21 protein-coding genes are annotated in these 22,751 nt (G+C 59.7%); 13 read left to right on the top strand and 8 right to left on the bottom strand.

Annotated features, from left to right (window positions below):
• Positions 1-142 precede the first annotated feature (142 nt).
• From P8K07_06930 to P8K07_06915, 4 genes are all read right to left on the bottom strand, one after another.
• Positions 143-1,147 carry a glutathione S-transferase gene (locus P8K07_06930; GenBank protein MDG1958254.1) on the bottom strand — a complete coding sequence of 335 codons (1,005 nt, stop codon included), beginning with the start codon at positions 1,145-1,147 and terminating at the stop codon, positions 143-145.
• A gap of 68 nt (positions 1,148-1,215) precedes the next feature.
• On the bottom strand, positions 1,216-2,517 hold the full coding sequence (locus tag P8K07_06925; GenBank protein MDG1958253.1) for a DUF1552 domain-containing protein: 1,302 nt from the start codon (positions 2,515-2,517) through the stop codon (positions 1,216-1,218).
• Complete coding sequence (locus P8K07_06920; GenBank protein ID MDG1958252.1) at positions 2,514-5,060, bottom strand: DUF1592 domain-containing protein; 2,547 nt, start codon at positions 5,058-5,060, stop codon at positions 2,514-2,516. The genes P8K07_06925 and P8K07_06920 overlap by 4 nt, the downstream gene beginning before the upstream one ends.
• A gap of 292 nt (positions 5,061-5,352) precedes the next feature.
• Positions 5,353-6,222 carry an SDR family NAD(P)-dependent oxidoreductase gene (locus P8K07_06915; protein ID MDG1958251.1) on the bottom strand — a complete coding sequence of 290 codons (870 nt, stop codon included), beginning with the start codon at positions 6,220-6,222 and terminating at the stop codon, positions 5,353-5,355.
• Positions 6,223-6,328: 106 nt separating this feature from the next.
• On the opposite strand from P8K07_06915, the gene P8K07_06910 reads away from it, so the two are divergent.
• The 6 genes from P8K07_06910 (at position 6,329) to P8K07_06885 (ending at position 11,191) form a co-directional block, all read left to right on the top strand.
• The gene (locus P8K07_06910) at positions 6,329-7,177 is read left to right on the top strand and encodes an Hsp33 family molecular chaperone HslO (GenBank protein MDG1958250.1); all 849 of its coding nucleotides are present in this window, start codon (positions 6,329-6,331) and stop codon (positions 7,175-7,177) included.
• A 2-nt stretch (positions 7,178-7,179) separates the two neighbouring features.
• The gene (locus P8K07_06905) at positions 7,180-7,332 is read left to right on the top strand and encodes a hypothetical protein (GenBank protein MDG1958249.1); all 153 of its coding nucleotides are present in this window, start codon (positions 7,180-7,182) and stop codon (positions 7,330-7,332) included.
• A complete protein-coding gene (locus P8K07_06900; protein MDG1958248.1) occupies positions 7,329-8,105 on the top strand; it encodes an alpha/beta hydrolase in 777 nt (258 codons plus the stop codon). Before P8K07_06905 ends, P8K07_06900 begins: the two co-directional genes overlap by 4 nt.
• Before the next feature lie 69 nt (positions 8,106-8,174).
• Positions 8,175-8,771, top strand: coding sequence for a helix-turn-helix domain containing protein (locus P8K07_06895; protein MDG1958247.1), 597 nt, complete (start codon positions 8,175-8,177; stop codon positions 8,769-8,771).
• A 467-nt stretch (positions 8,772-9,238) separates the two neighbouring features.
• The gene (locus tag P8K07_06890; GenBank protein MDG1958246.1) at positions 9,239-10,357 is read left to right on the top strand and encodes a sialate O-acetylesterase; all 1,119 of its coding nucleotides are present in this window, start codon (positions 9,239-9,241) and stop codon (positions 10,355-10,357) included.
• A gap of 45 nt (positions 10,358-10,402) precedes the next feature.
• Positions 10,403-11,191, top strand: a complete 789-nt coding sequence (locus P8K07_06885; GenBank protein MDG1958245.1) for an enoyl-CoA hydratase/isomerase family protein — start codon at positions 10,403-10,405, stop codon at positions 11,189-11,191.
• Between the two features lie 72 nt (positions 11,192-11,263).
• On the opposite strand, the gene P8K07_06880 is transcribed toward P8K07_06885, so the two are convergent.
• The 4 genes from P8K07_06880 to P8K07_06865 all read right to left on the bottom strand — a co-directional run bounded on the left by P8K07_06880 (position 11,264) and on the right by P8K07_06865 (position 15,295).
• Positions 11,264-12,004: a phosphoadenylyl-sulfate reductase gene (locus P8K07_06880; GenBank protein MDG1958244.1), complete on the bottom strand. Its 741-nt coding sequence runs from the start codon at positions 12,002-12,004 to the stop codon at positions 11,264-11,266.
• Positions 12,005-12,093: 89 nt separating this feature from the next.
• Positions 12,094-13,392: a patatin-like phospholipase family protein gene (locus P8K07_06875; protein ID MDG1958243.1), complete on the bottom strand. Its 1,299-nt coding sequence runs from the start codon at positions 13,390-13,392 to the stop codon at positions 12,094-12,096.
• A gap of 74 nt (positions 13,393-13,466) precedes the next feature.
• On the bottom strand, positions 13,467-14,237 hold the full coding sequence (locus tag P8K07_06870; GenBank protein ID MDG1958242.1) for an NDP-sugar synthase: 771 nt from the start codon (positions 14,235-14,237) through the stop codon (positions 13,467-13,469).
• On the bottom strand, positions 14,234-15,295 hold the full coding sequence (locus P8K07_06865) for a phosphotransferase (protein ID MDG1958241.1): 1,062 nt from the start codon (positions 15,293-15,295) through the stop codon (positions 14,234-14,236). The genes P8K07_06870 and P8K07_06865 overlap by 4 nt, the downstream gene beginning before the upstream one ends.
• Positions 15,296-15,506: 211 nt before the next feature.
• On the opposite strand from P8K07_06865, the gene P8K07_06860 reads away from it, so the two are divergent.
• From P8K07_06860 to P8K07_06830, 7 genes are read left to right on the top strand one after another with little or no spacing between them, the layout of a single operon-like run.
• On the top strand, positions 15,507-15,839 hold the full coding sequence (locus P8K07_06860; GenBank protein MDG1958240.1) for an NADH-quinone oxidoreductase subunit A: 333 nt from the start codon (positions 15,507-15,509) through the stop codon (positions 15,837-15,839).
• Positions 15,840-15,857: 18 nt separating this feature from the next.
• Positions 15,858-16,961 carry an NADH-quinone oxidoreductase subunit H gene (locus P8K07_06855; protein MDG1958239.1) on the top strand — a complete coding sequence of 368 codons (1,104 nt, stop codon included), beginning with the start codon at positions 15,858-15,860 and terminating at the stop codon, positions 16,959-16,961.
• On the top strand, positions 16,961-17,452 hold the full coding sequence (locus P8K07_06850; protein MDG1958238.1) for an NADH-quinone oxidoreductase subunit J: 492 nt from the start codon (positions 16,961-16,963) through the stop codon (positions 17,450-17,452). The genes P8K07_06855 and P8K07_06850 overlap by 1 nt, the downstream gene beginning before the upstream one ends.
• A gap of 2 nt (positions 17,453-17,454) precedes the next feature.
• Entirely contained in the window at positions 17,455-17,760 is a 306-nt protein-coding gene (nuoK, locus tag P8K07_06845) for an NADH-quinone oxidoreductase subunit NuoK (GenBank protein MDG1958237.1), read from the top strand.
• 15 nt (positions 17,761-17,775) lie between these two features.
• Positions 17,776-19,731 carry an NADH-quinone oxidoreductase subunit L gene (gene nuoL, locus P8K07_06840; GenBank protein ID MDG1958236.1) on the top strand — a complete coding sequence of 652 codons (1,956 nt, stop codon included), beginning with the start codon at positions 17,776-17,778 and terminating at the stop codon, positions 19,729-19,731.
• Between the two features lie 5 nt (positions 19,732-19,736).
• Positions 19,737-21,293 carry an NADH-quinone oxidoreductase subunit M gene (locus tag P8K07_06835; protein ID MDG1958235.1) on the top strand — a complete coding sequence of 519 codons (1,557 nt, stop codon included), beginning with the start codon at positions 19,737-19,739 and terminating at the stop codon, positions 21,291-21,293.
• On the top strand, positions 21,290-22,741 hold the full coding sequence (locus P8K07_06830; GenBank protein MDG1958234.1) for an NADH-quinone oxidoreductase subunit N: 1,452 nt from the start codon (positions 21,290-21,292) through the stop codon (positions 22,739-22,741). Before P8K07_06835 ends, P8K07_06830 begins: the two co-directional genes overlap by 4 nt.
• Positions 22,742-22,751: the final 10 nt, after the last annotated feature.

Here is a 22,751-nt window from a genome sequence, read left to right as displayed (position 1 = left end):
CAAAATCATGGCTCCCTTTGGCTCAGGCGATTTCCCCGCCCCGAGGAGTGCCAAAGGGGTCTGCGGGGAATCTACCGGATGGCGGGTGCTTTTTGCCAGTCCTCCCGGATCCTCTTCCTTCTCAAAACTTTCGTCCTCGGCCTCAGGCGACAAGGAATTCTTCGCAGCCTGCGCTGGCCAGAATGGTTTTCAGTTCCGGGACCTCCGCGCAATTCGCATACTTCCGACGGAGTTCCCCCAGCGATTTGGCGTGGTACTTCTGCGGACCGCCGACGGTCTGCCACCAGACCCTGCCATCGTAATCCAGAGTCAATTCGTCCGCCCCTGCGACGATCGCTTCTGCATTGGCCTTGGACCATGCGAGAAAATAGCGCACCTCGCTGCTCAAAAGCGGCGCGAGGGTTGGCGAAAGAGTGGACCAGTCCTCAAAGGCCCCGTGGTCCTTCGGATCCAGGAGGCTCTCGCTCCAGGCTGCTGTGGACGGTGCCTGAGTGCGGAGAATCTCGCCTGCGGTGGGATCGATCAGTGCCTGGTAGACCTGCGCCCCCAAGCCCAAATCGGCGAAGCAGGGTTGGGCGCCAAAAAGAAAAGGTCGATTTTCCAGATGTTTTTCCAGCAAGCCGATCCCGTTCTTGAAGCTCTCTTCGATGAGGGGGGCCGTTTTCTCATTGGAGCCAACCGCGAAGCCTCGTCCGCTCATCCGCTCGCGCACATTGACGGCCATGGTCTCGATCTGGTCGTCCGGTGCGCCCGCCATCATTTCCGAGACGAGACGATGCGCAACCGTCTTTTGATCAATCTCCCGAGCCCAGCGATAGTGGAACATCCATTTATTCCCCCATTCATCGCCGAATTCTTCGAGCAGTTCCGACAGGAATCGTAGCGTCGGGTCGGCCGGGTGGATGGAGGGTGCGGGGATGCGTCGCTCGATCTCCTCGATAATAGGCGTGGAGTCCTGCAATGCTTCGTCCTCGGGGGTCGCAACGGCGGGGACGATCGGGAGGCGGGCGTACTTCTTGTATTCCTCCATCGTTGCACCGGTGCGGATGATCCACTCGTGAGGAATTTGCTTGTATCGAAAGTACGACCGTACTTTGGTCGAGTACGGTGAGTTTTCGGAACCGAAGATACGATATGCCACAGACATGTTGGAGACCTCCGGAGAAACCGTCGCTGATTCCGATCGGCTCTACAAGTCCGCGGGCATCGCGAGGCCTACAATCCGGGCAAGCCGCCTGAACCGTGGCCTGAATAACCATAGCTGGTGACCGAAGGGTCCATCGAACTCGCGATCGACACGAGAAGCTTGGCGTGGGCCTCCCCGTCGTAACTCAGGAAGCGCCCGCCCGGGAAATCACGCCCTGCTCCCGCCAGAATGAAGGGCATCCGTTTGTGGTCATGCTGATTGGAGTCCCCAAGCTCGGAGAATAGCAGAATGCGGGTGTGGTCGAGCAGGGTGCCATCGCCGCTGGGGTCGGGGCGCGACTGGAGTTTCTGGATCAGTTGGGCAAGTTGCTCGGTGAAGAATCGCTGACTGAGAATAAAGTCCTGAGCGCTGGGGCTATCCGGGTTCCCGAAGTGGGAGGCATCATGGTGACGCTGCGTGGCGCCGGTCCACGAGAGGAGGGTCGGGCTGACCGGGTGGGACCATTGCAGCGACGCGACCCGGGTAAGGTCGCATGCCAGAGACTCGACGATCAGGTCCAACTGCAGGGCCCCGACCGTTTCGAAGAATTCTTCTCGGTCGTAACGCGGGGGATAGCCATGCCAACCGGACGGGACGGTGAACGCTTGGGGGTTCCACAGCGCGGGGCCGCAGTTGCCGGCGTTGGCTCCGGCTTGCTCGATGCGGCGTTCTACTGATTGCAGGGCCTCGAGGTGTTGTTCCAGCCGTTGACGTTCGACAGGACCCAGTTGCGTCTGCATGGCAGAGACTTCTGCGATCGAATGGTTGAGGATTTTCAAACGAGGGTCTTCGGCAAGCGCAGCTGGCGCCTCGTCGTCGCCGAACAACCTCGCATAGGCTGCCAGCGGGTTGTCCTCGGGTGATTGCGGGACTCCCGAACGAAGGAAGGAAAAACCTCCCGAGCCATTCTCGTAATTCGCACCCACACCGAGATAGAGCGATCGAAACGGGCTGGTCGCGCCCACCCGGTCGGCAAGAAAGTCATCCAGGGACTGCGCGGCATTCGCCGTCAGAACTTTACGAATCCCGCCTTCATGGGTGGGGCCACCTTCATACATGGTGAGGCCATCGATGAAGGTGCAATATTCCCGGACCGCCGCGAGCGGTTCGGTCATCGGCGGCAAAGCGAAATCAAATTCGGTGCCTGTGGGGTGGAAGTGCTGGGGAATGCAGCCGTCGGGGATGTAGAAGAAGATCGCCTTTTTGGCCGCGGCCTCGGCTCGGGCGGCGCGGACGAGAGTGAGTGGGGCCATCAAGGCCGCACCTGTGCTCCCCAAAGCCTTCAGAAAGTCGCGCCGCCGCATGTTCATGGATAATTTGCGGTTCTTCATGGGTTCACCTCTTCGCCCTCATGGCGACGTGTAAAGGAGGGGAGCTCGATCAGGCGCAGCAGGAGTTCCTGCACATTGCCTCCCTGCGCCACGAAGTCCGTTCCGAGAGCTTCGATCTCACAGGCAAGCTCCGAACTCTCCAATTGGCCTCTCGACCATCGCCATACTTGCGTAGCCAGACATCTCTCGGCTGTTTCACTCCCGGCAAGCAGGTCGCCGAGTTGCGTTGCGCCCGAGAAGCTCAAAATCTCGGGGTCGTCCAGACTGCGTAATCCCAGGATCTCGCCCTGGTCGTCGATCGGCGCACCTCCCTCGAAGGCGATCGGTCCACCCGCACCGTCGAACTTCAGAAACCCGAATCCGACACCGTCGATATATTGATGGCAGGACTGGCAGGAGGGGTCGGTACTATGAGCTGCAAAGCGCTCCCGCGTGCTGAGGGTCGGGTCCAGCCCCGGTGGGGTATTATCGACCTCGGGTGGCGGTGGTGGCAGATCCTGGCACAGGAGTCGGCGTCGAACGAAGACGCCTCGTCGGACGGGCGAGGTATCGTTCGAGTGCGCGTGAGCTGCAAGGACACTACCAAGGGTCAGGATCCCGCCGCGTGACCCGTCTGCGACCTGAATCGGCCCGAATGTTTCACCGGCGGGCATGGGGACCCCATAGTACGCGGCCAGCAGCGGGTCGGCCATGACGGTCTCGGTGTCGAAAAGTTCGGCGAAGGAACCCGAGGCATCAAAGACGACGTGTGACAGGAAGCGGTTGAGTTCCTCGAATTGTCGTTCCTGAATTCCCTCGTTGAAGTTGGGGAAGGCCGTGGAATTTTTCTCGCCGGCCAGAAGGGGATCCGCGCCGAGCCATTGGGCGGCGAAAATTCCCAACTGCTCCCGTGCACGTGGGTCGGCGAGAAGGCGCTCGGCCTGAGCTCGGCGGCCCTCGGTCGTCTGCAGGCTACCGTTTGCCGCTGCTGCGAAGAGCAGATCGTCGGGCATCGAGCCGATCAGTAAATACGAAATGGCGCTGGCGATTTCATAACCGTCCAGGGCAAAGTTGCCTTCTCCATCGGGCACGCCCAACTCCGAGCGTTGGAGGAAGTGGGGCGAGATCAACATCGCCCAAAGCGCATCCTGCAGACCGATGTCGAAGGGCTCGTCCTCGTCGGCAAAAAGTGCCAACAGGGAATTTACTTCGCTTGTCGCGAGAGGTCTTCGATAGGCCCGTTGCCCAAACTCCTCGACAAACTCGCGAGCGCACGCCTCGCGATCATTGGCCGGTTCGCAGGGCAGGATGGCAGACCTGCGCTCGATCACGGCTCGCGCCGCGAGGCTTTCGGCTTCGCCCAGGTAGGCGTCGATGTGCCGATCGGTCATTTCGAAAGCCGCCGGCATATTGTCGTAGCCGTCGATCCGAATTTCTACCGGGAAATCATTCAGAGGGTTGGTAGTGGTCAGCCCCAATAGATCGTTAACGGTGGCGATGTATTCCCGCCGGGTCAACGGTCGCAATCGCCTCGGTAGAGCGGTCGGGCCGCTGCTGCACTCCAGCGTTCCCGTCGCTCGTTGTAATTCGCCCAGAATATAAGACGCAATTCGGCTCGCACAATTACCTTCGCAAGCGCCGGGGTTGCCCAGAGGCATCGAAGCGTCGATTTTTTGGGTCAAGGTTTCGAGCGAGGACCAATTTGCCAGAGTCGGAGCGATCGTCGTTCCCGCACCGTCATCCCCGTGGCAAAGATTGCACGCGTGTATCTCGTATAATTCTCGTCCAGTGAATCCGTCTGGCGTCGCTGCGGGTGTTGGTGTCGGCGACGGCGTTGGCGAGGGTGAAGGCGTTGGCGACGGTGAAGGCGTTGGCGAGGGAGTGGGTGCCGGCGTGGGTGCCGGCGTGGGCGACGGCGTTGCCGCTATCGGTGGGGTGGGCGCTGGCGAATTTGTCGGGGCAGGTGTTGGCGGGACGAACGGAGGCGTCGGAACCGGTGTCGGAACCGGCGTCGCTGCCGGGGGCGTGGCCGTGGCCGCCGGCGTTTGGATGGGTGCACTCGTCGGGGTCGGAGTTGCTATCGGATCGTTGGTCGGGGGGGTGGCGGTGGGGTTGTCGCCCGGATTTCCTGTTGGCTCCGGGGCCGTATTGGAACTGCAGGCACGTCCATTCAAGCGGAAGTTCTGCGGGTCGGCGGGAGGATCGCCGGCGAAATTGGCCTCAAAGCCGAAATCGACCGAGCCGCCAGCGGGGATCTTCGAGTTCCAGTGCTCGTTCGTTACTAGAAATTTGGCCGTGTCGTCCTGCAGGAGACCATTCCAGAGATTGACAATTTCCAGTCGCTCGATGCGCTCGAAGCTCAGCTTCCAGCCGGATTCCAACTCCAGGTCCCTCACGCCCTCGTTGTAAATTTCAACATTGGCAATAAAGCCTGAAGGCCATGTGGCCGTGATCTCATAATCGACGTGGCATGGGCGTTGGCCCTCGCATGCCGAGACCAGCGCCAGGCAAATGGCGAGTAATCCATGCCTGACGGCAGAGGTTCCACGTTTTTTTTGCCACATTCGAATTCCCCTTGGTTTTTGGTTGTTCCGTGTCCGCCGAAAACTTGGAGGGGGTTTTGAAAGGTGCTGGTGTAGCGGAAGCCTCATTCGATCCTATTTTTGGAGCTTTGGGAAGGGGCGGTAACCCCCTACGCATCACGCAATAGAGATGCGGGGGCACCTGATATGGGGCCTGATGCCGTTCCGGAATCCCGAAACGGGGGAGTGAACCGCCGGAAGCTTCGATCGTGAAGTCAAACAAAAAAGGGCGCACTCCAAACAGGAGTGCGCCCTTGGGCCGGATCCTCGCGGCTCAGGCGCGCATGTTGAAACCCTGATCCTCGGGGAGGAAGACATCGTCTTCGGCTGCGGCGATATCCCGGGCCGAGAAGCCATCTTTCTGGAGGCCGGTGGGGCCGGTGATTTTCATCTCAGCTACGCGTGCGCCGCTCACGAACAGAAATTTCCCTGTTTTGTCGCCCGATAAATCACTCGCCATGTAGAGAACTGCCTGCGAGATCTTTGCTGGATCGAGAGCTTCGGCCATTGCGGATTCTTCTCCGCCCATCAAGTCGGAGGTCAGTCGGGTAAACGCCACCGGCGCGAGTCCCCAGGCGCGAATGCCGTATTTTGCACCTTCTTGCGCCAGAGTTCGCGTGAAGCCGGCAATCCCTGCCTTGGCAGCTCCGTAGTTGCACTGTCCGAAGTTTCCGAGGAGGCCTGAAGTGGAGGTGGTGTTGATGATCACGCCCGGGCCACCGCGATCCTTCATATGCTGGAAGACAGGCTTTGTGACGCAGTAGGTGCCCTTGAGGTGGACGGCGATCACCAGGTCCCAATCGTCTTCCTCTGTCTTGACCAAGGTACGATCGCGCAGGATGCCGGCATTATTGACAAGAATATCTACCCGGCCAAATGCATCGAGTGCTGTGCGGCAAATATTCTCGCCTCCGGCCATAGTGGCCACGGAGTCATGATTGGCGACGGCCGCTCCTCCAGCGTCCGTGATCTCCCGAACCACTTGATCGGCCATGGCCAGTCCGTCGCCGGTGCCGTCACGCGCGCCACCCAGATCATTTACGACGATTTTGGCGCCTTCGCTGGCCAGCAATAATGCGTGGGTTCGACCGAGGCCGCCTCCGGCGCCGGTAATGATAGCTACTTTCCCATCGAGCAGTCCCATAATGTCCTCCTTGGCATAGGTATCTGCTTCTCCGATCATTAACGGTGGCGGGGTGCAAGTGGTGGGCACTGGCGATCTGTCCTCAGGTCTGCGAAGACCGTCCGGCATGAGGGATCGAATTGATCGTTGGATGACAGGCGAAGGCACGGTGCGGATTTTGACCGCCACCAGCACCGCGATGGCGCAGGAGGCCGCTCGTGTTGCCGGCTCGGCACCTGCTGTTTCCGAGGCGTTGGGCGATCTCCTCACGGGTGTCGCCTTACTGGAACTGGCGCAGAGTCCGGTCGAAAGAGTGCAGTGCTCTTTTGATCATGACGGCAGTGCAGGCCAGTTGGTCGCTGATGTCTGGCCGGGACCGGAGGTGCGTGGGCGCGTGAAGAATCCTCAGGCAAGTGCCGAACCTCTGATCGGTACGGATGGCGAGCTGCGGATCTCACGCCACGGATTCCGTGGCGGGCAGGTTTACCAGAGTCGACTGCCTGTATCCGGAGGGAGTATAGCTGGCGCTTTGCAGCAATTTTGCCTCGAGTCCGAGCAGACACTGACCCTTTTCTCGCTGGCGACAGTGACCGAAGCGGACGGTCGAATCAGCCGCGCCGGGGGGATGATCGTTCAGGCGATGCCGGATTGTGAGCCGGAGCATCTGGCGGGTGTCACGGCGTGTCTGGAGCAGGCAGATTTCGCCGCTCTGGTGCGAGCCGGTGAGGCACCGGCGGATGCGACGATGGCGCTCCTTGATCGCATGGATCTTCATGTGCTCGGACACGACCCTCTTCTTTATCAATGCCGCTGCTCTCTCGAGCGGGCAGTCGGAGCGGTGCGCACGCTGTCGCCCGAAGAACTGGAGGAAGTTCGGGGGGGGCGTGTGGAGGAGGTCGTTTGTGATTTTTGCAGCCACCAATACCTGGTCGGTCAACCGGAGCTTGACGCTACGGCTCCCGCTGCGGAGAAATGAACATGGCGATTCGGTTGCTTGCGATACCTCATCACGCGGTTGTGCCGGGAGCGGCAGCGAAAGAACCGGGCGCTGCCCGTTTTCTTTGTGGAGAATTATCGAGCCTCGAGGACCATGCGACGTGTCGCTTTGACCAACAGGAAATCTCGGAATGAGCGATACCGTATGCATCGAACCGGAAAACGGACGCTATCGCGCGGATCTGGTTTTTCTTCATGGCCTGTGGACGACACCGGATATCTGGCAGCCCGCAGCTTTGGGGCTGGCGCACCGCGGTTGGCGGTGTCATCTGCTGGATATGCGTTCGGGTGAGCAGGGGCGCGACTTTGAAATCGAACAATGGTGTCAGTCGGCAGCGGACTTTCTCTCGGACTGCGAGACTCCGCCGATTGTGGTCGGGCACGACGCTGGTGCTCTGGTTGCGCTCGCTTTGGCCGAACGCTCCTTGCCGCGCGCGGTGGTGGCCGATGCCCCCCTCCTCGTAGGACCGCCGCAGCTCCAGCCGCGTCTGGCGAATATGATCGCTCGTTGGCGTAACGCAGAGTTGCCGCCGCCTGCCCCCACCAACCCGATGGCTCACGTGGGATCGAATGCCGGCGTCGCACGACTCCTGAATGCCTTGACTAATGAAGGGGCTCGCCTGGTGGGGTCTCTGGTCGGGCGGGCGATTCGACCCGGTCGGCCTGCGGTACCCACCTTGCTCATGGCCTCGCCCGATGATCCCGTGGTCCCGGAGCATCTTGTCGCGATTACGGCACAGGGAATTGAGGCGGAATACCAGAAGCGATCGGGCGGTCACTACGGGATGCTGGAAGAGCCCTACGACGTCTGGTCGAGCGCCGTGCAGCGTTGGTTGGTGAGACGCGCCGGCACGGATTTGCTGGTACTGCGCGGGGATGAGGACCTGGACCCGGACGCACTGATCTGAGTTCCGAGCTGTCGCTGCGCCTATTTGACTTCTTCCTCGCTCGACAGGAAACTTCAGGCCCACCCTCCGATGCCTCTGCCCATCGAAACGAAATCCACGTCAAGTGACGGCCGCACGCAACGACGCGTCCGTAACCGCGAACGCGTGGTCGAAGCTCTATTCGCACTCGTGCGCGAAGGCTATTGCCGACCGACGGCGGATCAGGTGGCCGAGCGCGCCGGCGTTGGGCGTCGGACGGTTTTTCGCCACTTTGACGATCTGGAGAGTTTGTTTGCGGCGCTGGCGACTCAGGTTCGCGAGGAAGCCCGCAAGGGTCGAATGCCGGCATGGGAGGGACTTCCGGTGCAGGAGCGTGTCCGGGAACTGGTGGCTCGGCGCTCGCGTTTGTTCGAGGACCTGGCACCCTTTCGTCGCGCCAATACATCGAATTTGTGGCGATCCTCGGTCCTGAGAACTTTCGAGGCAGAGAACAATCTGGAACTCCGCAAGGATTTGCGGCAGGCAATCCCCGAACTGCTTGCCGCGGCTCCGCATGTGGTCGCCGGAGTGGAGTTGCTGGCCGCCCCGGAGACGTGGGATCGCTTTCGCGAGGCACAGTCCCTCAGTTTTCCGGAGGCAGAGGTCGCGGTTCGCGATCTTATCCTGCAGTTGCTGAAGGATAGCTGACGCGGCTTCGCCATTGGTCATGCGGTAGTAGCGCGCTCTTTCTGCGCGGGCACCCGACATGGCAACTGCTCAGCAAGGTCGGAGGGGTTGAATTCCGAGGTCTCCCGGCCGTCGTAGTGCCAGGCCTGACGCCAGAATCTATGCCGATTCGGGCGCGGGCCGGAGGTTGCTTCGATGACACAAAAGACTCCACTTCTGCGCTGTGCCCGGACGTTGTTTTCTTCCTTGACGATTCTTTGCCTGCTCGCTTTGGCGAGCGCGGCGATGGCCGCGGACCTTCGGTTGGCATCGAGCGATCAGGGGCGCCTCTCGATGCCGATTTTATCCGATCATATGGTTTTGCAACGAGATCAGATCCTGCCGATTTGGGGGGAAGGCGTAGCGGACAGCCGGGTGGGCCTGGAGCTTCGTGATCCTCTTTCGGGACGTATCGTGGCGAGCGCTTTCACGCGCGTGGATGGCGAGAGGTGGCGGGTCGATTTGCCGCCGCTGGACAGTCGAACTTTGCCCCGGGTCGATTCGTGGCGGACGTCTCCTGGAATGAAGAATTCGCGGATCCCGCAGGCCCGGTCGCTGGTTCCCGGGTTCGAGCCTTTGCCAATGGTTATGAGCGAGATGGAGCGGGCTGGCAGTCGCTGCCGGGCGACACGGCGGGCTGGCTTGCGACAGGTCTGGCGGAATCGCTCGCCCGACAAGAAGGAGCGCCTGTCCCGGTTGGCATCGTGAATCTCGCAGTGCCGGGATCGGCGATTCGCCGCTGGGCCGGCAGCGGAACCGGTATCCCGGGGGAATTCCCGGAGGATATCGGTGACTATTATCAGGCCTGGATTTTGCCTTGTCTGCCCTATGCCGCGCGGGGTGTCTTTTGGTGGCAAGGGGAGTCCGACCATCAGGGGTCAGGCTCCACGCAGTATGCGCAACGCTTCCGGGACCTTGTCGAATCGTGGCGTATCGACTTCGAGAATCAGGACTTGTTTTTTGCGGCCGTGATGCTGCCCAACGGAAAGTGTGTCGCCTCGGACGAACTGGTCCGTGGGTATCCGCGATCGCGTCCGCCGGAAGCCCGCGCCGCGGGTTTGATGTACGACGCGTATTTGTCAGCGGCCCGGGAACTCCCCTTGTTGGGGCTGGCCCTGACGAAAGATCTGCCTGGCGGCACGCATCCTTCGGACCGTGAGGTTTATGCGCAGCGCTTGGTCGATTTGGTGCGTCACGATGTATACGGGGAAGATTTTGCCTACTCGGGGCCGGTGTTTGATTGCCCGGAGCGCACAGGCGATGTTCTCCGCATTCATTTCAAGGGTTCGACCGGGGAGGGCCTCAAGCCCGGAGGACTTCTTCGCGGAGGTTCGCCTGCCGCCGATGTTCGGGGTGTCCAGGTCGGGGCCGACACCGAAAGTCGGGTGTGGGCGAATGCGATGGTCGACGGTGATGTTCTGGTCGTCTCTCATCCGGAGATCTCCAAACCCGCGTATGTCAATTATGCATGGAAGGTAAATCCTCGTTGGGCGAACCTCTTTAATGCAGCCGGTCTTGCCGCGGGTCCTTTCGCCGGTTTCTGGCCTGCTGACGCTTGTGATTCCTGACGGTGTGGATGCCGGGATCGCTGATCGATCTGTTACAAGTCGGGCATGCGGAACTTTGAAAATCTGGAAGTCGTCGTCGACGGCGCGCGAGCGACCATTTTCCTGAACGAACCCGGAAACTTGAATCCGCTGCGCGAGACGACACTGCGATCCCTGATCGCGGCATCCGCCTGGCTTGATGAACAACCGCAGCTCAAAGTGGTTGTTGTGGCAGGTCGCGGCAGGGCTTTCTGCGCGGGCGCCGACGTTCAGCTGGTGGGATCCGACGCGGCGCCGGGAGCGCCGGGTCCGCGGGCGATGGCTGATCTCGGTCGCGAGATGGCCGATGCAATTGAAGGGATCCGTGCGGTTACCATCGCGAGCATTCACGGTCATTGTATTGGGGGTGGGGTGGTTCTCGCGAGTGCATGTGACCTTCGTGTGGCCGCATCGACGGCCTCCTTTCGCATCCCGGAAGTCGATTTGGGAATCCCCCTGGCTTGGGGTGGGATGCCCCGTTTGGTGCGGGATATCGGTCCCGTGATGACTCGCGAGTTGGTCCTCACGTGCCGTAAATTTACCGCGAGTGAGGCAAAGGATATCGGTTTTCTGAACCGGGTTGTCCCGGACAGTGAACTCGAAGCCTCCGTTTCGGAGCTGGCGGATGAACTGCTCGACAAGGCGCAATACGCATTGCTGTCCACAAAGCGGCAAACAAGGGCGATTACCGCGGGGATGGTCGGGCTGCCCGGATCGCTTCTCGACGCGGATCTTTTGGTGGCAGGGCTGCGGGATCCGGAAGGCCGCGAGAAGGCAGAGGCCTACCTCCGTCGGGTCCTCTCAGGCAGGTCTTGAGATTTCGGTGTCGCCGAGCCGATCCTTACGGCGTGCTGGTCCTGGCGAGATCCGTCTCGCCGGAGCGGAAGCTCAGGAAGGCGTCGCCTTGTCTTCAGTGACGGGTGCAGCCGCAGTTTCGGTTTCTTCTTCCGCCATTCCGATGGTGTGCAAACCGCATTCGGTTTTGCCGCGCCCGGCCCAGCGGCCGGCTCGTTCATCCTCGCCGGCGAGGACGGGGCGCGTGCAAGGCGCGCAGCCGATACTGGCATAGCCTTGATCGAAAAGGGCATGCGTCGGGATCTCATGCTTCTGCATGTATTCCCAGGTGTCTTTGGCTTTCCAATTCGCCAGCGGATTGATCTTCACAATCCCGCCGCCGAGTCGTTCGAGAATGGACATGCCCGCTCGTGTTGTGGCTTGATCTCGACGACGACCGTTGATCCAGGCCGACACGCCATTGAGAGCCAGCTGCATCGGATCGACCTTGTTGATCTTGCAGCAAAGGTCCGGGTCGGTCTCGTACAATGTGTCGCCGTGAGTCGCGAGGAATTCGCCCCTCGGCATGGCTGAGGTCAGATTTCGAATTTCGAGGCCGAACTTGTCGACCAATTCGTCGCGGTAGGCCAAAGTTTCCGCAAAATGATATCCGGTGTCGATGAACAATACCGGCGTCTCGGGTGCGATTTCTCTGAGCATATGGGCGATCACGACGCCCTCATGCTGGAAAGACATCGTCAAAACCGCATCGGGAGCGTAGGTATCCGCCACCCCCCGAAGGATTTCTTCGGGGGTCTGGGTTTCGGCAATCTCGTTCTGTATTTTCAGATCCAAGGCTTTGGCTCCGGTGACTCGCGATTAGAATTACCATAGGTGCCGAATTGCGGCAATTTCTTAGTTTTCACGCCCGTAGCCCCCGGGAATCACCATTCCGACGCCGTGGCGCCAAAAGCTTCCTCTCCCAGAATGCGGGAGAAACCTTCGCCAGTCGGGGTTGTATGCAGCTCGACCCTATAGGGTTTGAGGATTTTCGTCAGGGAGTCGCGGTGCGCCTCGATCGAACGCGCCACGGAAGAATAGCCATGTTCCGCGGCCCGGCGACGCGCGCTGAAGTCGAGGGGGAACATCCGAAAAAACGTCTCGTCGCTATCGCCCGGTTCGATGAGCAGGATATCTCCGCGAAACTCCGGGTCCTCCCGGTACTGCTGGAGCCCGAGATGGAGTCGCGAGTGGAGGAGCGCTCGGAAGACCTGATTCATCACGACGAACAAGCCTCGATCGCTCAGAGTGCTTCCGTCGGCGATTCGTCCTCCGCGCATTTGCGGACGATTGTTGAAGGGGCGAAACGGATTATACGCAAGAATCAGATTCGCTCCGTTTTCGATCGCGACATCGATGTTGGCTGTGCGGCGAACGCCACCGTCAACATAGTCGACCCCGCGCAGTCGAGCCGGTTTATAGAAGCCCGGCATGGCGGTGGACGCTTGAATCGCCTCGGAGATCGATAGACGCTCCTCTTCTTCGGGCCCGAAGACGACTCGTTGGGCCGAGTCGAGATTTACCGCGGCAACGTAGAGCCTCTTGCCGCGCTCGCGCCTGAGGGTCTCGAAGTTATTGCTGATGCCGCGAGCGGCGAAGCCGCGACGCACAAAGCGCTCGATCCCCGCGTTGTCGAACGCTCCGGCAGGCAGGTAGTCGAGCGGGAAGGGGAAACTTCGATTGGTCTGCAAGCCACGCACGACCTCGGAGGCCAGCCGCTCGAGAGCATCACGACTGGGGGCGCTTGTGCAGGCTCGCAGGGGTTCCTGCAAGCGGCGGTATGTCGTCGGGCTGCGAAGCAGGACTTCGGCAAATGCACCCGGCAGATAGCTGAAGAAGTCGGTCACGAATTCTACCGGCTTGGTCAACATCTCGGCCAGATTGGGCCGATAGAAATCGCGCAACCGGAACTCGGCCAGCTCTCCCTCGCCGCCGAGTGCTGCCATTAATTGTGCCGGGGGTATCCCTGCCGCCAAAGGTGCGGCGAGCAATGCACCTCCGGAGAGGCCGACGTAGATATCGAAGTCGATAATCTTGCGTCGGCTCAAAAGGTCATCCAGCGCGACCAGTCCCCCCAATTTGAAGGCGCCTCCGGTAACCGCTCCCCCGGCGAGCACGAGAGCGATTTGAGGGTCCTCGGGCAGGTTTTCCGGCGTACTTTTCTGGATGAAGGTGATTCCCATGGCGAGGGGCCCCGCTCGAGGGACCTTCGGCAGGTTTCCCGAAAGTCTTCAGCCGGGCAATAGCCTCGTTGGGCTCAGGTGGGATCGAAAATCATCGGGCCTTCGCGGCCTAGCCCCTCTTCGAGAGCCCGCAGGTCTTCTGCGGTATCCGAGGTATACCAACGCCCGTGGTGGATAAATCCCTGAAACGGAACTCCGGCAGCGAAAAGTTGGGGATAGAGGCCACGCATGGTGCTGAAGGCCCCCTCGGGAGGCATTTCTCGCAGGATCGCCGGTTTGAGGACCTGCACCGAGGCGAACATATATTCGTCCAGGCCGGCTGCAGGGGCTCCCTTGCCGAGAAAGCGGCGGATCCGACCTTCCTTGTCGGTTCCGAAGAGTCCGTACGCCTCCGCTTTCGGGTCGTTTCGTAACACGAGAGAAATACTGGCCTCGCTTCGGTGGTGTTCGGCCAGAAGCCGGGTCAGGGACACATCGGTGACGACGTCCGCGTTCAGGACCAACAGCGGCGTATCCTTGTCTGCCTCCGTCTGGTTGCGGTCCATGAACTGTGCGGCCTGGCGGATGCCACCTCCGCTATCGAGCAATTTCTCCTCGACGGAGTATTGCAGATGCATGCCCAGCCGCGCCCCGTCACCTAATTCCGCAATGATTTTCTCGCGCAAATGATGAACATTGATGACGACGTCGGTAATTCCGTGGGCTTTGAGGAGAGCCAATCCGTGCTCGATCAGAGGCTTGCCGCCCGCCGGCACCAGCGGCTTGGGCACGGTGTCGGTCAATGGCCGGAGTCGGGAACCCCGACCGGCCGCGAGAATGATTGCACGCGCGGGCGGATGGCTCATGAGAAAATCGGGCTCCTCTGGAAAAGGAGGTCGGCGAGTTCTTCCTCGCCCAGATTGTCGAGAGCCCGCATGGTCTGCTGGGCCATACGCGGCGCATAACGCTCGAAATAGCCCGGTTTCTCGAGCTCCAGTGCCAGAACGCCAAAACGACCGATGACTCGCAGGGTTCGGTAGGCGACCGCCACAAAATAGGCTTCTCTCAGCTCGTTCCCGTCAGGGTATGGATGTTGGCCGCAGCGGCCCATTTCCTCATGCCAATAAACGAGCAGATCGGACTCCAGCTCGGGATTGACGAACCGATCGGTATCCCGGTCGGTGAGCAGGCTTGCAAGGTCGTAAAGCAGGGGGCCGCGCGTGGCATCCTGAAAATCGATCACGCGCAGCTGGTCTGTGGGGTCGATATGGAGATTCCAGGCATGATAGTCGCGGTGCATCAGGCCGAGGGGTTGCTTCTCCAGACGCTTGCCGAGAGCAGCGAGAGCGCTCTCGAGCTCGGGGTCGGCGCCCGCCGGCCGAATTCCCACTCCCTGCGCATGGCCCAGGCCATGAGTCGCGGTAATTTGGAGTTCCCGGGCAATCGCATCAGCTCCGTAAGTCTGTTCCAGAGCGAAGCAGGCAGACTTTGCCCGAGAATCGGCGGTCGCGAGTTTGGCGAGCAGCGAGACCGCCTGCTTCATCAGCACTTCCCTCTCTGAATCCTCAGCTTTTTCAGCAGCTTGGGCAAGGGGTAGGTCGCCGAGGTCCTCGAGTAAAAGGCAACCTTCCGATTCGGCGACCCAATAGATCTCGGGCACCGGGACCTCGTGCTCCCGGAGAAACCGCTGCATGTTGACGAATGGGAGCTCGCTTTGCGGGGGGCCGTCTCCTTCCTCGGGTGCTCGGGCCGACCCGTCGGCAGAAAAAAGCATGGCAAGGGCGGTTGCGGGAGCCTGCGTCCCACGCAGGCGGAGGCGCACGTAGCTGCGCGTGCCCGCGTCGCCGGTCAGGGGCCTTTCGGCCAAAATCTCCACGCCCGGCCAGCAGGCTGCGGCCAGATCCTTCAGAACTTGATTGCTCACCGCCGCAGAGCTAGCGCGGATGCGCCCGAAATTCACCTACCGACCACCTGTATTCGGTTTGACCGCCGCGAGTCCCCGGAGGCAGACCGTTGACAGGGCCGGGTTCAAACCCTAGCCTCACCGGGAGCGTTCGGCGTGGATTATCGGGGGGTTTTTCCGCACGACGACACGCCGGGAGGAGCCATTGATCAACCCGTACGTTGCATTGCTGATGAGCGCGGCGCTCTGCTCGCTGGTCGCCATAATTATGGTTTTTGCGAGCCGGATCATCGGACCGCAAAATCCAAGTGAAACCAAGCTCGAGGTTTTCGAAGCTGGCAACCCGCCGGTGGGAACCCTCCGTGGCATGCGTTTCCCGATCAAATTTTATCTCGTTGCCATTCTCTTTATCGTTTTCGATATAGAGGTGGTCTTCATGTACCCTTGGGCGGTGATTTTTCGCGATCTGGGGTGGTTCGGTCTGGCCGAAATGGGAGTGTTTGTCGGCATTCTTACTGTGGGTTTGGCCTACGTCTGGCGCGTCGGAGCGCTGGCTTGGGAATGAGCTGAGGTCGCGATCGCTATGGAAGTGATTTTCACGCTGGTGAAGGTAATTGTCGCCTTCGTCATCATGCTGCAGATGGTGCTGGTCCTCTTGTGGGTCGAGCGGAAGGGTTCGGCTCTGATTCAGGATCGAGTTGGCGCCAATCGAGCGAATATCTTTGGAGGTTTGTTGCCCTTCAATTTGGGAATTGTGAACACCTTCATGGCCGACCCACTCAAGGGTTTCCACAAGGAAGATATCGTGCCGGCCGACGCGGATAAATTCCTCCACTGGCTGGCCCCGATCGTCGGGATCATCCCGCTCTTCCTCACATTCGCAGTGGTCCCGTTCGGCGATGTGCTGATTCTCGGTGATTATACGATTAATCTGCAAGCCGCAGAGACAGGTGTCGGCATTCTGCTGATCCTCGCAATGGTCTCGATGGGCGTTTACGGCGTCGTGCTCGGCGGTTGGGCTTCCAACTCCCGGTATTCAATGTTGGGCGGCGTGCGCGGAACAGCCCAGATGATCTCCTACGAGGTCTCGATGGGATTGGCGATCGTCGCCGTCGTCCTGACCTACGGCACCCTCGATATGCAGGAAATCGCTCGCGCGCAGGGCGAACTGATGTGGGGGGTCATTCCGGCCTGGGGTGTTTTCTATCAGCCTCTGGCTCTGGTGATCCTCTTCATTGCCGGGATGGCGGAATCCAAGCGGGCGCCTTTCGACCTGCCCGAAGCCGAGTCGGAACTGGTTGCCGGTTTCTACACGGAATATTCCGGCTCCAAGCAATTGGTTTTCATGATGGCGGACTTCGTGGAGATCGCCATTGTCGCGGCTTTGGTCACGACATTCTTCTTCGGAGGCTGGCAAGTCCCCTATCTCTATCAGGACGGTTTCCAGTTCCCTGGTGGCTGGCAGGTGTATGTACCATCCCTGATGGTGACCCTGATGCAGATCGTTGCCTTCCTGCTGAAGCTGTTTTTCTTCTGCTGGGTGCAGATTTTGGTGCGCTGGTCCCTCCCGCGGGTGCGTTATGACCAGTTGATGGATTTGGGTTGGAAGCGTTTGCTGCCGCTCGGCCTCGCGAATGTGGTCATCACGGCGATTCTCATCCTCGCGCTGCAAGGGTTCACAGTCTGATGGTTTTGTTCTGGATCCTCGCTGTACTGACGATCGCAGGGGCGCTGACAACGGTCCTGCACCGTAACCCCGTCTACTCGGCACTCGCCCTTGTATTCACGCTTTTTCAGGTTGCGATCATCTTTCTCGCACTTGACGCATTTCTCGTCGCCTTTTTGCAGGTCATTGTCTACGCAGGTGCGATCGTTGTCCTCTTTCTCTTCGTGATCATGCTTCTGGCCGTGGAACCTGAAGAACCTCTCGCCGGGCAATTGCCGCTCCGGATTTCGGCAGGAATTCTTTGCCTTCTTCTCGTCATCGAGCTGGCCACCCTGAGCACATTACCCGGAATCTCGAATATGGCCGAGCCGATGCCCGAGGGCTTCGGGCAAACAGCCGCTGTCGCTCGTCAGCTTTTCTCGGCGTATATGCTCCCTTTTGAACTAACCAGCGTTTTGCTTCTCGTCGCCGTGGTCGGCGCGGTGGTCATGGCGCGACGCAAGGCTTCCTGAACATGGATGTACCAGTCGATCATTATCTTGTGCTCGCTGCGGTCGTTTTTTCGATCGGCGTTTTTGGCGTTCTTTTTCGCCGCAACGTGATCGTGATGCTGATGTCTGTCGAGCTGATGCTCAACGGTGTGAACATCACCTTCGTTGCCTTGGCCAGAAAGATGTGGGACCTCGACGGGCAGGTCGTCGTCTTTTTCGTGATGACGGTCGCTGCGGCAGAGGCAGCTGTGGGCCTTGCGATTTTCCTGGTGAACTTCGCGGGCCGCAAGACTTTGAACGCGGACGAAATCCGCGTCATGCAAGGATAGGGGAGAGATCGAAGAATGCCCGAACTCGAAACATCCCTGCTCCGCTGGATCGTGCTGTTGCCGCTCGCCGGCTTCGTCGCCAATGTCATCTGCGCGAAGCTCGACAAGCCGCTCGCTTCCAAGTTCATCGGTCCGGGCGTTCTGTTCACGGCGTTTGCGATCGCCATGACGGGCGTCGGGATGCTCTGGAGCCTCCCGGTCGAGCATCTGGGCGAGGGCGCTCTGATCGACCCGGTATTTACATGGATTGCTGCGGGGCCGCTGACTGTCGATTTTACTCTCAGGCTGGATGCCCTGACCAGTGTGATGCTTTTCCTGATCACCGGGGTAGGCTCCCTGATCCACCTCTACGCGGTCGGCTACATGGAAGACGATCCGGATGTTTCGCGTTTCTTTGCCTATTTGAACCTTTTCGTCGCCGCGATGCTGATTCTGGTCCTGGGCGACTCGCTGGTGGTTCTCTTCATCGGCTGGGAAGGCGTGGGCCTCTGCTCCTATTTGCTGATCGGCTTCTGGCATAAGGAAATGGGGAACGCGGATGCTGGCCAGAAGGCCATGATCGTGAACCGCATTGGCGATGCGGCGTTTCTGATCGGCATGTTCGTGCTTTTCTGGGGACTCTACGAGATCGGTGTCCCGACTTTGAACCTTCAGAGCATCAACCAGAATGCCGGAGCACTGGCGCAGGCGATACCGTGGATGCCGACGGCCGTCTGCTTGTTGATGCTTTTCGGCGCGACCGGAAAGTCCGCTCAGGTACCTCTTTTTGTCTGGCTGCCCGATGCCATGGCCGGCCCCACGCCGGTTTCGGCGCTGATTCACGCGGCAACCATGGTGACTGCAGGCGTCTATCTGATCGCCCGGTTGTCTTTCCTCTACGTCCTTTCTCCGGACGCTCTTCATGTGGTTGCCTGGATTGGCGGATTCACCTGCCTGTTCGCCGCGACCATGGCGATCGTTCAGGAGGATCTGAAGAAGGTTCTGGCTTACTCGACCGTGTCGCAGATTGGCTACATGGTGCTCGGCGTCGGCGTCGGCGCTTTTGCTGCCGGTATCTTCCACGTCATGATGCACGCGTTCTTCAAAGGTCTCCTCTTCCTCGGGGCGGGCGCTGTGATGCATGCCCTGCATGGAGAATTGCGGATGTCCCATATGGGGGGGCTCCGAAAGCAGATGCCAAAGACGGCGGGAACCTTTTTCATCGCAAGTCTGGCAATCGCAGGCTTCCCCGGATTCGCTGCCTTCTTCTCCAAGGATATGGTTCTCGAGAACGCATACATGGGAGGTTTCGTCGGACCATGGGCGCTCGGTACCATCGCGGCCGGATTTACGGCCTTCTATATCTTCCGGGCCTTCTTTCGCACCTTTACCGGTGAGAGTCATGTCGACCCGGAAAAAGCCGAGCACCTGCACGAGATGGGCTGGCAAATGACGGTGCCCATGATCATTCTCGCCGTTTTGGCCACCTTCGGTGGTTGGATCGGCATGCCGCTCCATCTTCTCTGGGGCGATGCGATCGGTCACTATCTGGCACCAGCGCTGGCTTCCAACCCCTTTATGCACGGGGGAGGTCACCACACCGGCGAGGTTTTGATTCTCATGGCAATCGCAACCGGGGTAGGCCTCTTCGGAATGTTCTGGGCCTGGTTGCTCTATGTGAAGCGACCTGCGCTTCTCGATACCGTTTACGGCGTGACGCGTCCGATCTATCCCGTTCTCTGGAACAAGTATTGGCTCGATGAGATCTATGATGGTTTGATCGTGGCTCCTTATAAAAGAACCTCTCGGTTCCTCTGGTCCGCGATCGATGTGGTCATCGTGGACGGCATCGTGAATGGCGTCGCGACAACCGTAACGCTTCTCTCGGGAGTGATCCGGCGGGTGCAAACAGGCAATGTGCAACATTACGCACTGGGGTTGCTCTTCGGCGCCGCATTCCTTCTCGGGACCTACCTGGTGGTCGGGGGTTGATGATAATGGATTTCCCGATTCTGACCTGGATTGTTTTTTCGCCCCTTCTCCTCGGGTTCGTGCTTCTTTTTCTCCCCACGGAACCGCGCGAGATCGCGCAGCGGACAGCATTCGTGTTTTCGCTTGTGCCGTTAGCGCTGTCTCTCGTTCTGCTTTCCCAGTTTGATGGTTCAAACGGACATTTGCAGATGGTGGAAAGTGTTCCCTGGATGCCTTCCCTGGGAATTACCTACTCCGTCGGCGTCGACGGGTTCTCGATCTGGCTGATCCTGCTGACCACGATGCTTACCCCGATTGTCTTGCTCGGCTCGTGGACCGATATACGACACCGAGCGAAGGAATTCATGTTCTTCATCCTCGTCCTCGAGTGGGGAATGCTGGGAGCATTGGTCGCGATCGATCTCTTCCTGTTCTTTTTGTTCTGGGAGTTGATGCTCTTCCCGATGGCTTTCGTTCTCGGCATTTGGGGCGGGCCACGTCGACACTACGCGTTGGTCAAATTCGTGCTTTATACGATGACCGGAAGTGCGCTGATGCTGGTGGCGCTTCTCTATCTGGTCCTCGTCCACGGCGAATCGGGTGAACTGACATTCGATATCATGAGCCTTTACGGAACCGAGTTGAGCTACACCGAGCAGATGTGGCTTTTCTGGGCCTTCGCGATCGCCTTTTTCATCAAGGTGCCGCTCTTTCCGCTGCATACCTGGTTGCCGGATGCCCATACCGAGGCGCCCACGGGTGGCTCGGTCGATCTCGCAGGGATCCTCCTGAAAATGGGCGCCTACGCATTCCTGCGCTTTGCGATCCCGCTCTTCCCTCTCGCGGCAGAGGACGCCTTCCCGGTGGTGATCGGCCTGGCGGTTTTCGGGATCGTCTATGGCGCGATGGTGGCCTACCCGCAAAAAGATATGAAGCGGCTGATCGCTTATTCCTCGGTCAGTCATATGGGTTTTGTGATCCTCGGGATCTATTCGTTTGATGCGATGGGCGTTACGGGCGGCGTTCTCCAGATGGTCAACCACGGATTGGTGACCGGCGGACTCTTTCTCGCCATCGGCTTCATCTACGACCGAACTCATACGCGTCAGATCGCCGAATATGGCGGGTTGTGGTCTGTAGCGCCGACTTTTTCGGTGATCTTTTTGATCCTGACCTTTGCTTCGATCGGACTGCCGGGGACCAATAGTTTTGTTGGCGAGTTTCTGATTCTGCTCGGTTCTTTCCGAACCCATCCCTGGGCCGCCGCGATTGCGACGTCGGGCGTCGTCCTCGGCGGTGCGTATATGCTGACGATGTACAAGAAGGTGGTCTTCGGCTCTTTGGGACGCGTGGTCACCGACGCGGAAGAGACTCTGCGCGATTTCAGTCCGCGTGAGGTTCTCAGCCTGCTGCCGATCCTGCTCTTCGTGTTCTGGATCGGCATTTACCCCAAGCCGTTCCTCTCCAGGATTGAGCCTACGGTGGATGTTTTTCTGGCTCGCCTGCATCAGGCGGGTGCGACCAAATATATTGAGGCACCGAAGCTGGATCTTCTCTCTGAAGCGAAGGTGGCTGTCCGATGATCGAAATCGTTTATGGCGCTGCCGAGTGGCAGTCGATTGCTCCGGTCGGGACGCTGGTCCTGTTTGCCATGGGGATTCTCCTCAACGAGGCCTTCAACGGGGAGAAGCATGACGCGCAAACGCCATTCTGGTTCTCGATAGCCGGTTTGGCGGCTGCCAGCGCGGTCTCCATTTATGTCTGGGAAGACGGCAGCAGCGCTTTCGGCGGTGTCTTTACCAACGATGGCGTTGCCATGATGACCAACCTGATTGCTTGCCTGGCGGGGGGAGTGAGTCTGGCGATGGCCTTGAGCCATCTGGAAGATCTCGGCATCAAGGCCCGCGAAGTCTACCCTCTGGTCTTGTTCACCGTCGCCGGCATGATGATCATGGGCGGGGCGGAGGATCTCATCGTCTTGTTCATCGGCGTTGAGATCATGTCGATCCCGGCCTATGTCCTCGCCGGATTGCACCGGCGAGACGAGCGTTCCTCGGAAGCCGCGTTGAAATATTTCATTCTCGGTGCCTTGGCTTCCTCCTTCCTGCTCTACGGGATTGCTCTGATCTACGGGGCCACCGGTTCCTTCTCCTACACGGAAATTGCCGCGGCTTTGCCTGCGGCAGACCGCGGTCTCGTCCTTGGCGGCATCGCACTGCTGATTGTCGGATTGGGGTTCAAGGTCGGAGTGGTGCCCTTCCATTTCTGGGCCCCGGACGTGTATCAGGGGGCACCGACCTCGATCACCGCCTTGATGGCCGTGGGAATCAAGGCGGGCGCTGCCGTCGGAATGGCGAGACTTTTTCTCACCGCTCTGGCTCCGATGCATGCTGACTGGTCGATCGCCTTGTGGGTGCTTTCTGCCGCGACCATGGTGGTTGGCAATATTACGGCGATCTCGCAGAATAATATCAAGCGAATGTTGGCCTATTCCAGCGTCGCCCACGCAGGCTATGTGCTGGCCGCGTTGGTTGCGGGAACGCCTCGTGGTGGCGCGGCGATCCTCTTCTATCTGATCGTGTACGCGTTCATGAATCTCGGCGCTTTTGCGGTGGTGGCCTCCATGGCTGTTCCCGGAAACCGCAGGGAGTCCATATCGGACTATGCGGGTCTGGCCGAGAGCCGACCGATTCTCGCCGGTGTGATGGTGATCTTCCTGCTGTCCCTGATGGGGATCCCGCCGATGGCCGGATTTATCGGCAAGCTCTACATCATCGAGGCCCTGGTGCAGGTCGGCTATATCCCGCTGGCTGTTATTCTCATTCTGACCAGCGTCATCTCCGGATATTATTATTTGCGGGTGATCGTGGAGATGTTCATGCGCGACCCGGTCACCGAACCTCCCGCGATCGAACCGAAGCCTTATCTTGTGGGCGCATTGCTGGTTGCACTTGTCGGCACGATTTATTTCGGAGTCTTCCCGGACTCGGCGCTGGACCTGGCCCGCGCCTCGTTTCTCACTCTGCGCTAGCTCGAACGCC

It is taken from the genome of Candidatus Binatia bacterium, from assembly GCA_029248525.1.
Lineage (GTDB): Bacteria > Desulfobacterota > Binatia > UBA12015 > UBA12015 > UBA12015.
Note: the sequence above shows the minus strand (reverse complement) of the source record. Positions and strands in the feature narration are given on the sequence as shown.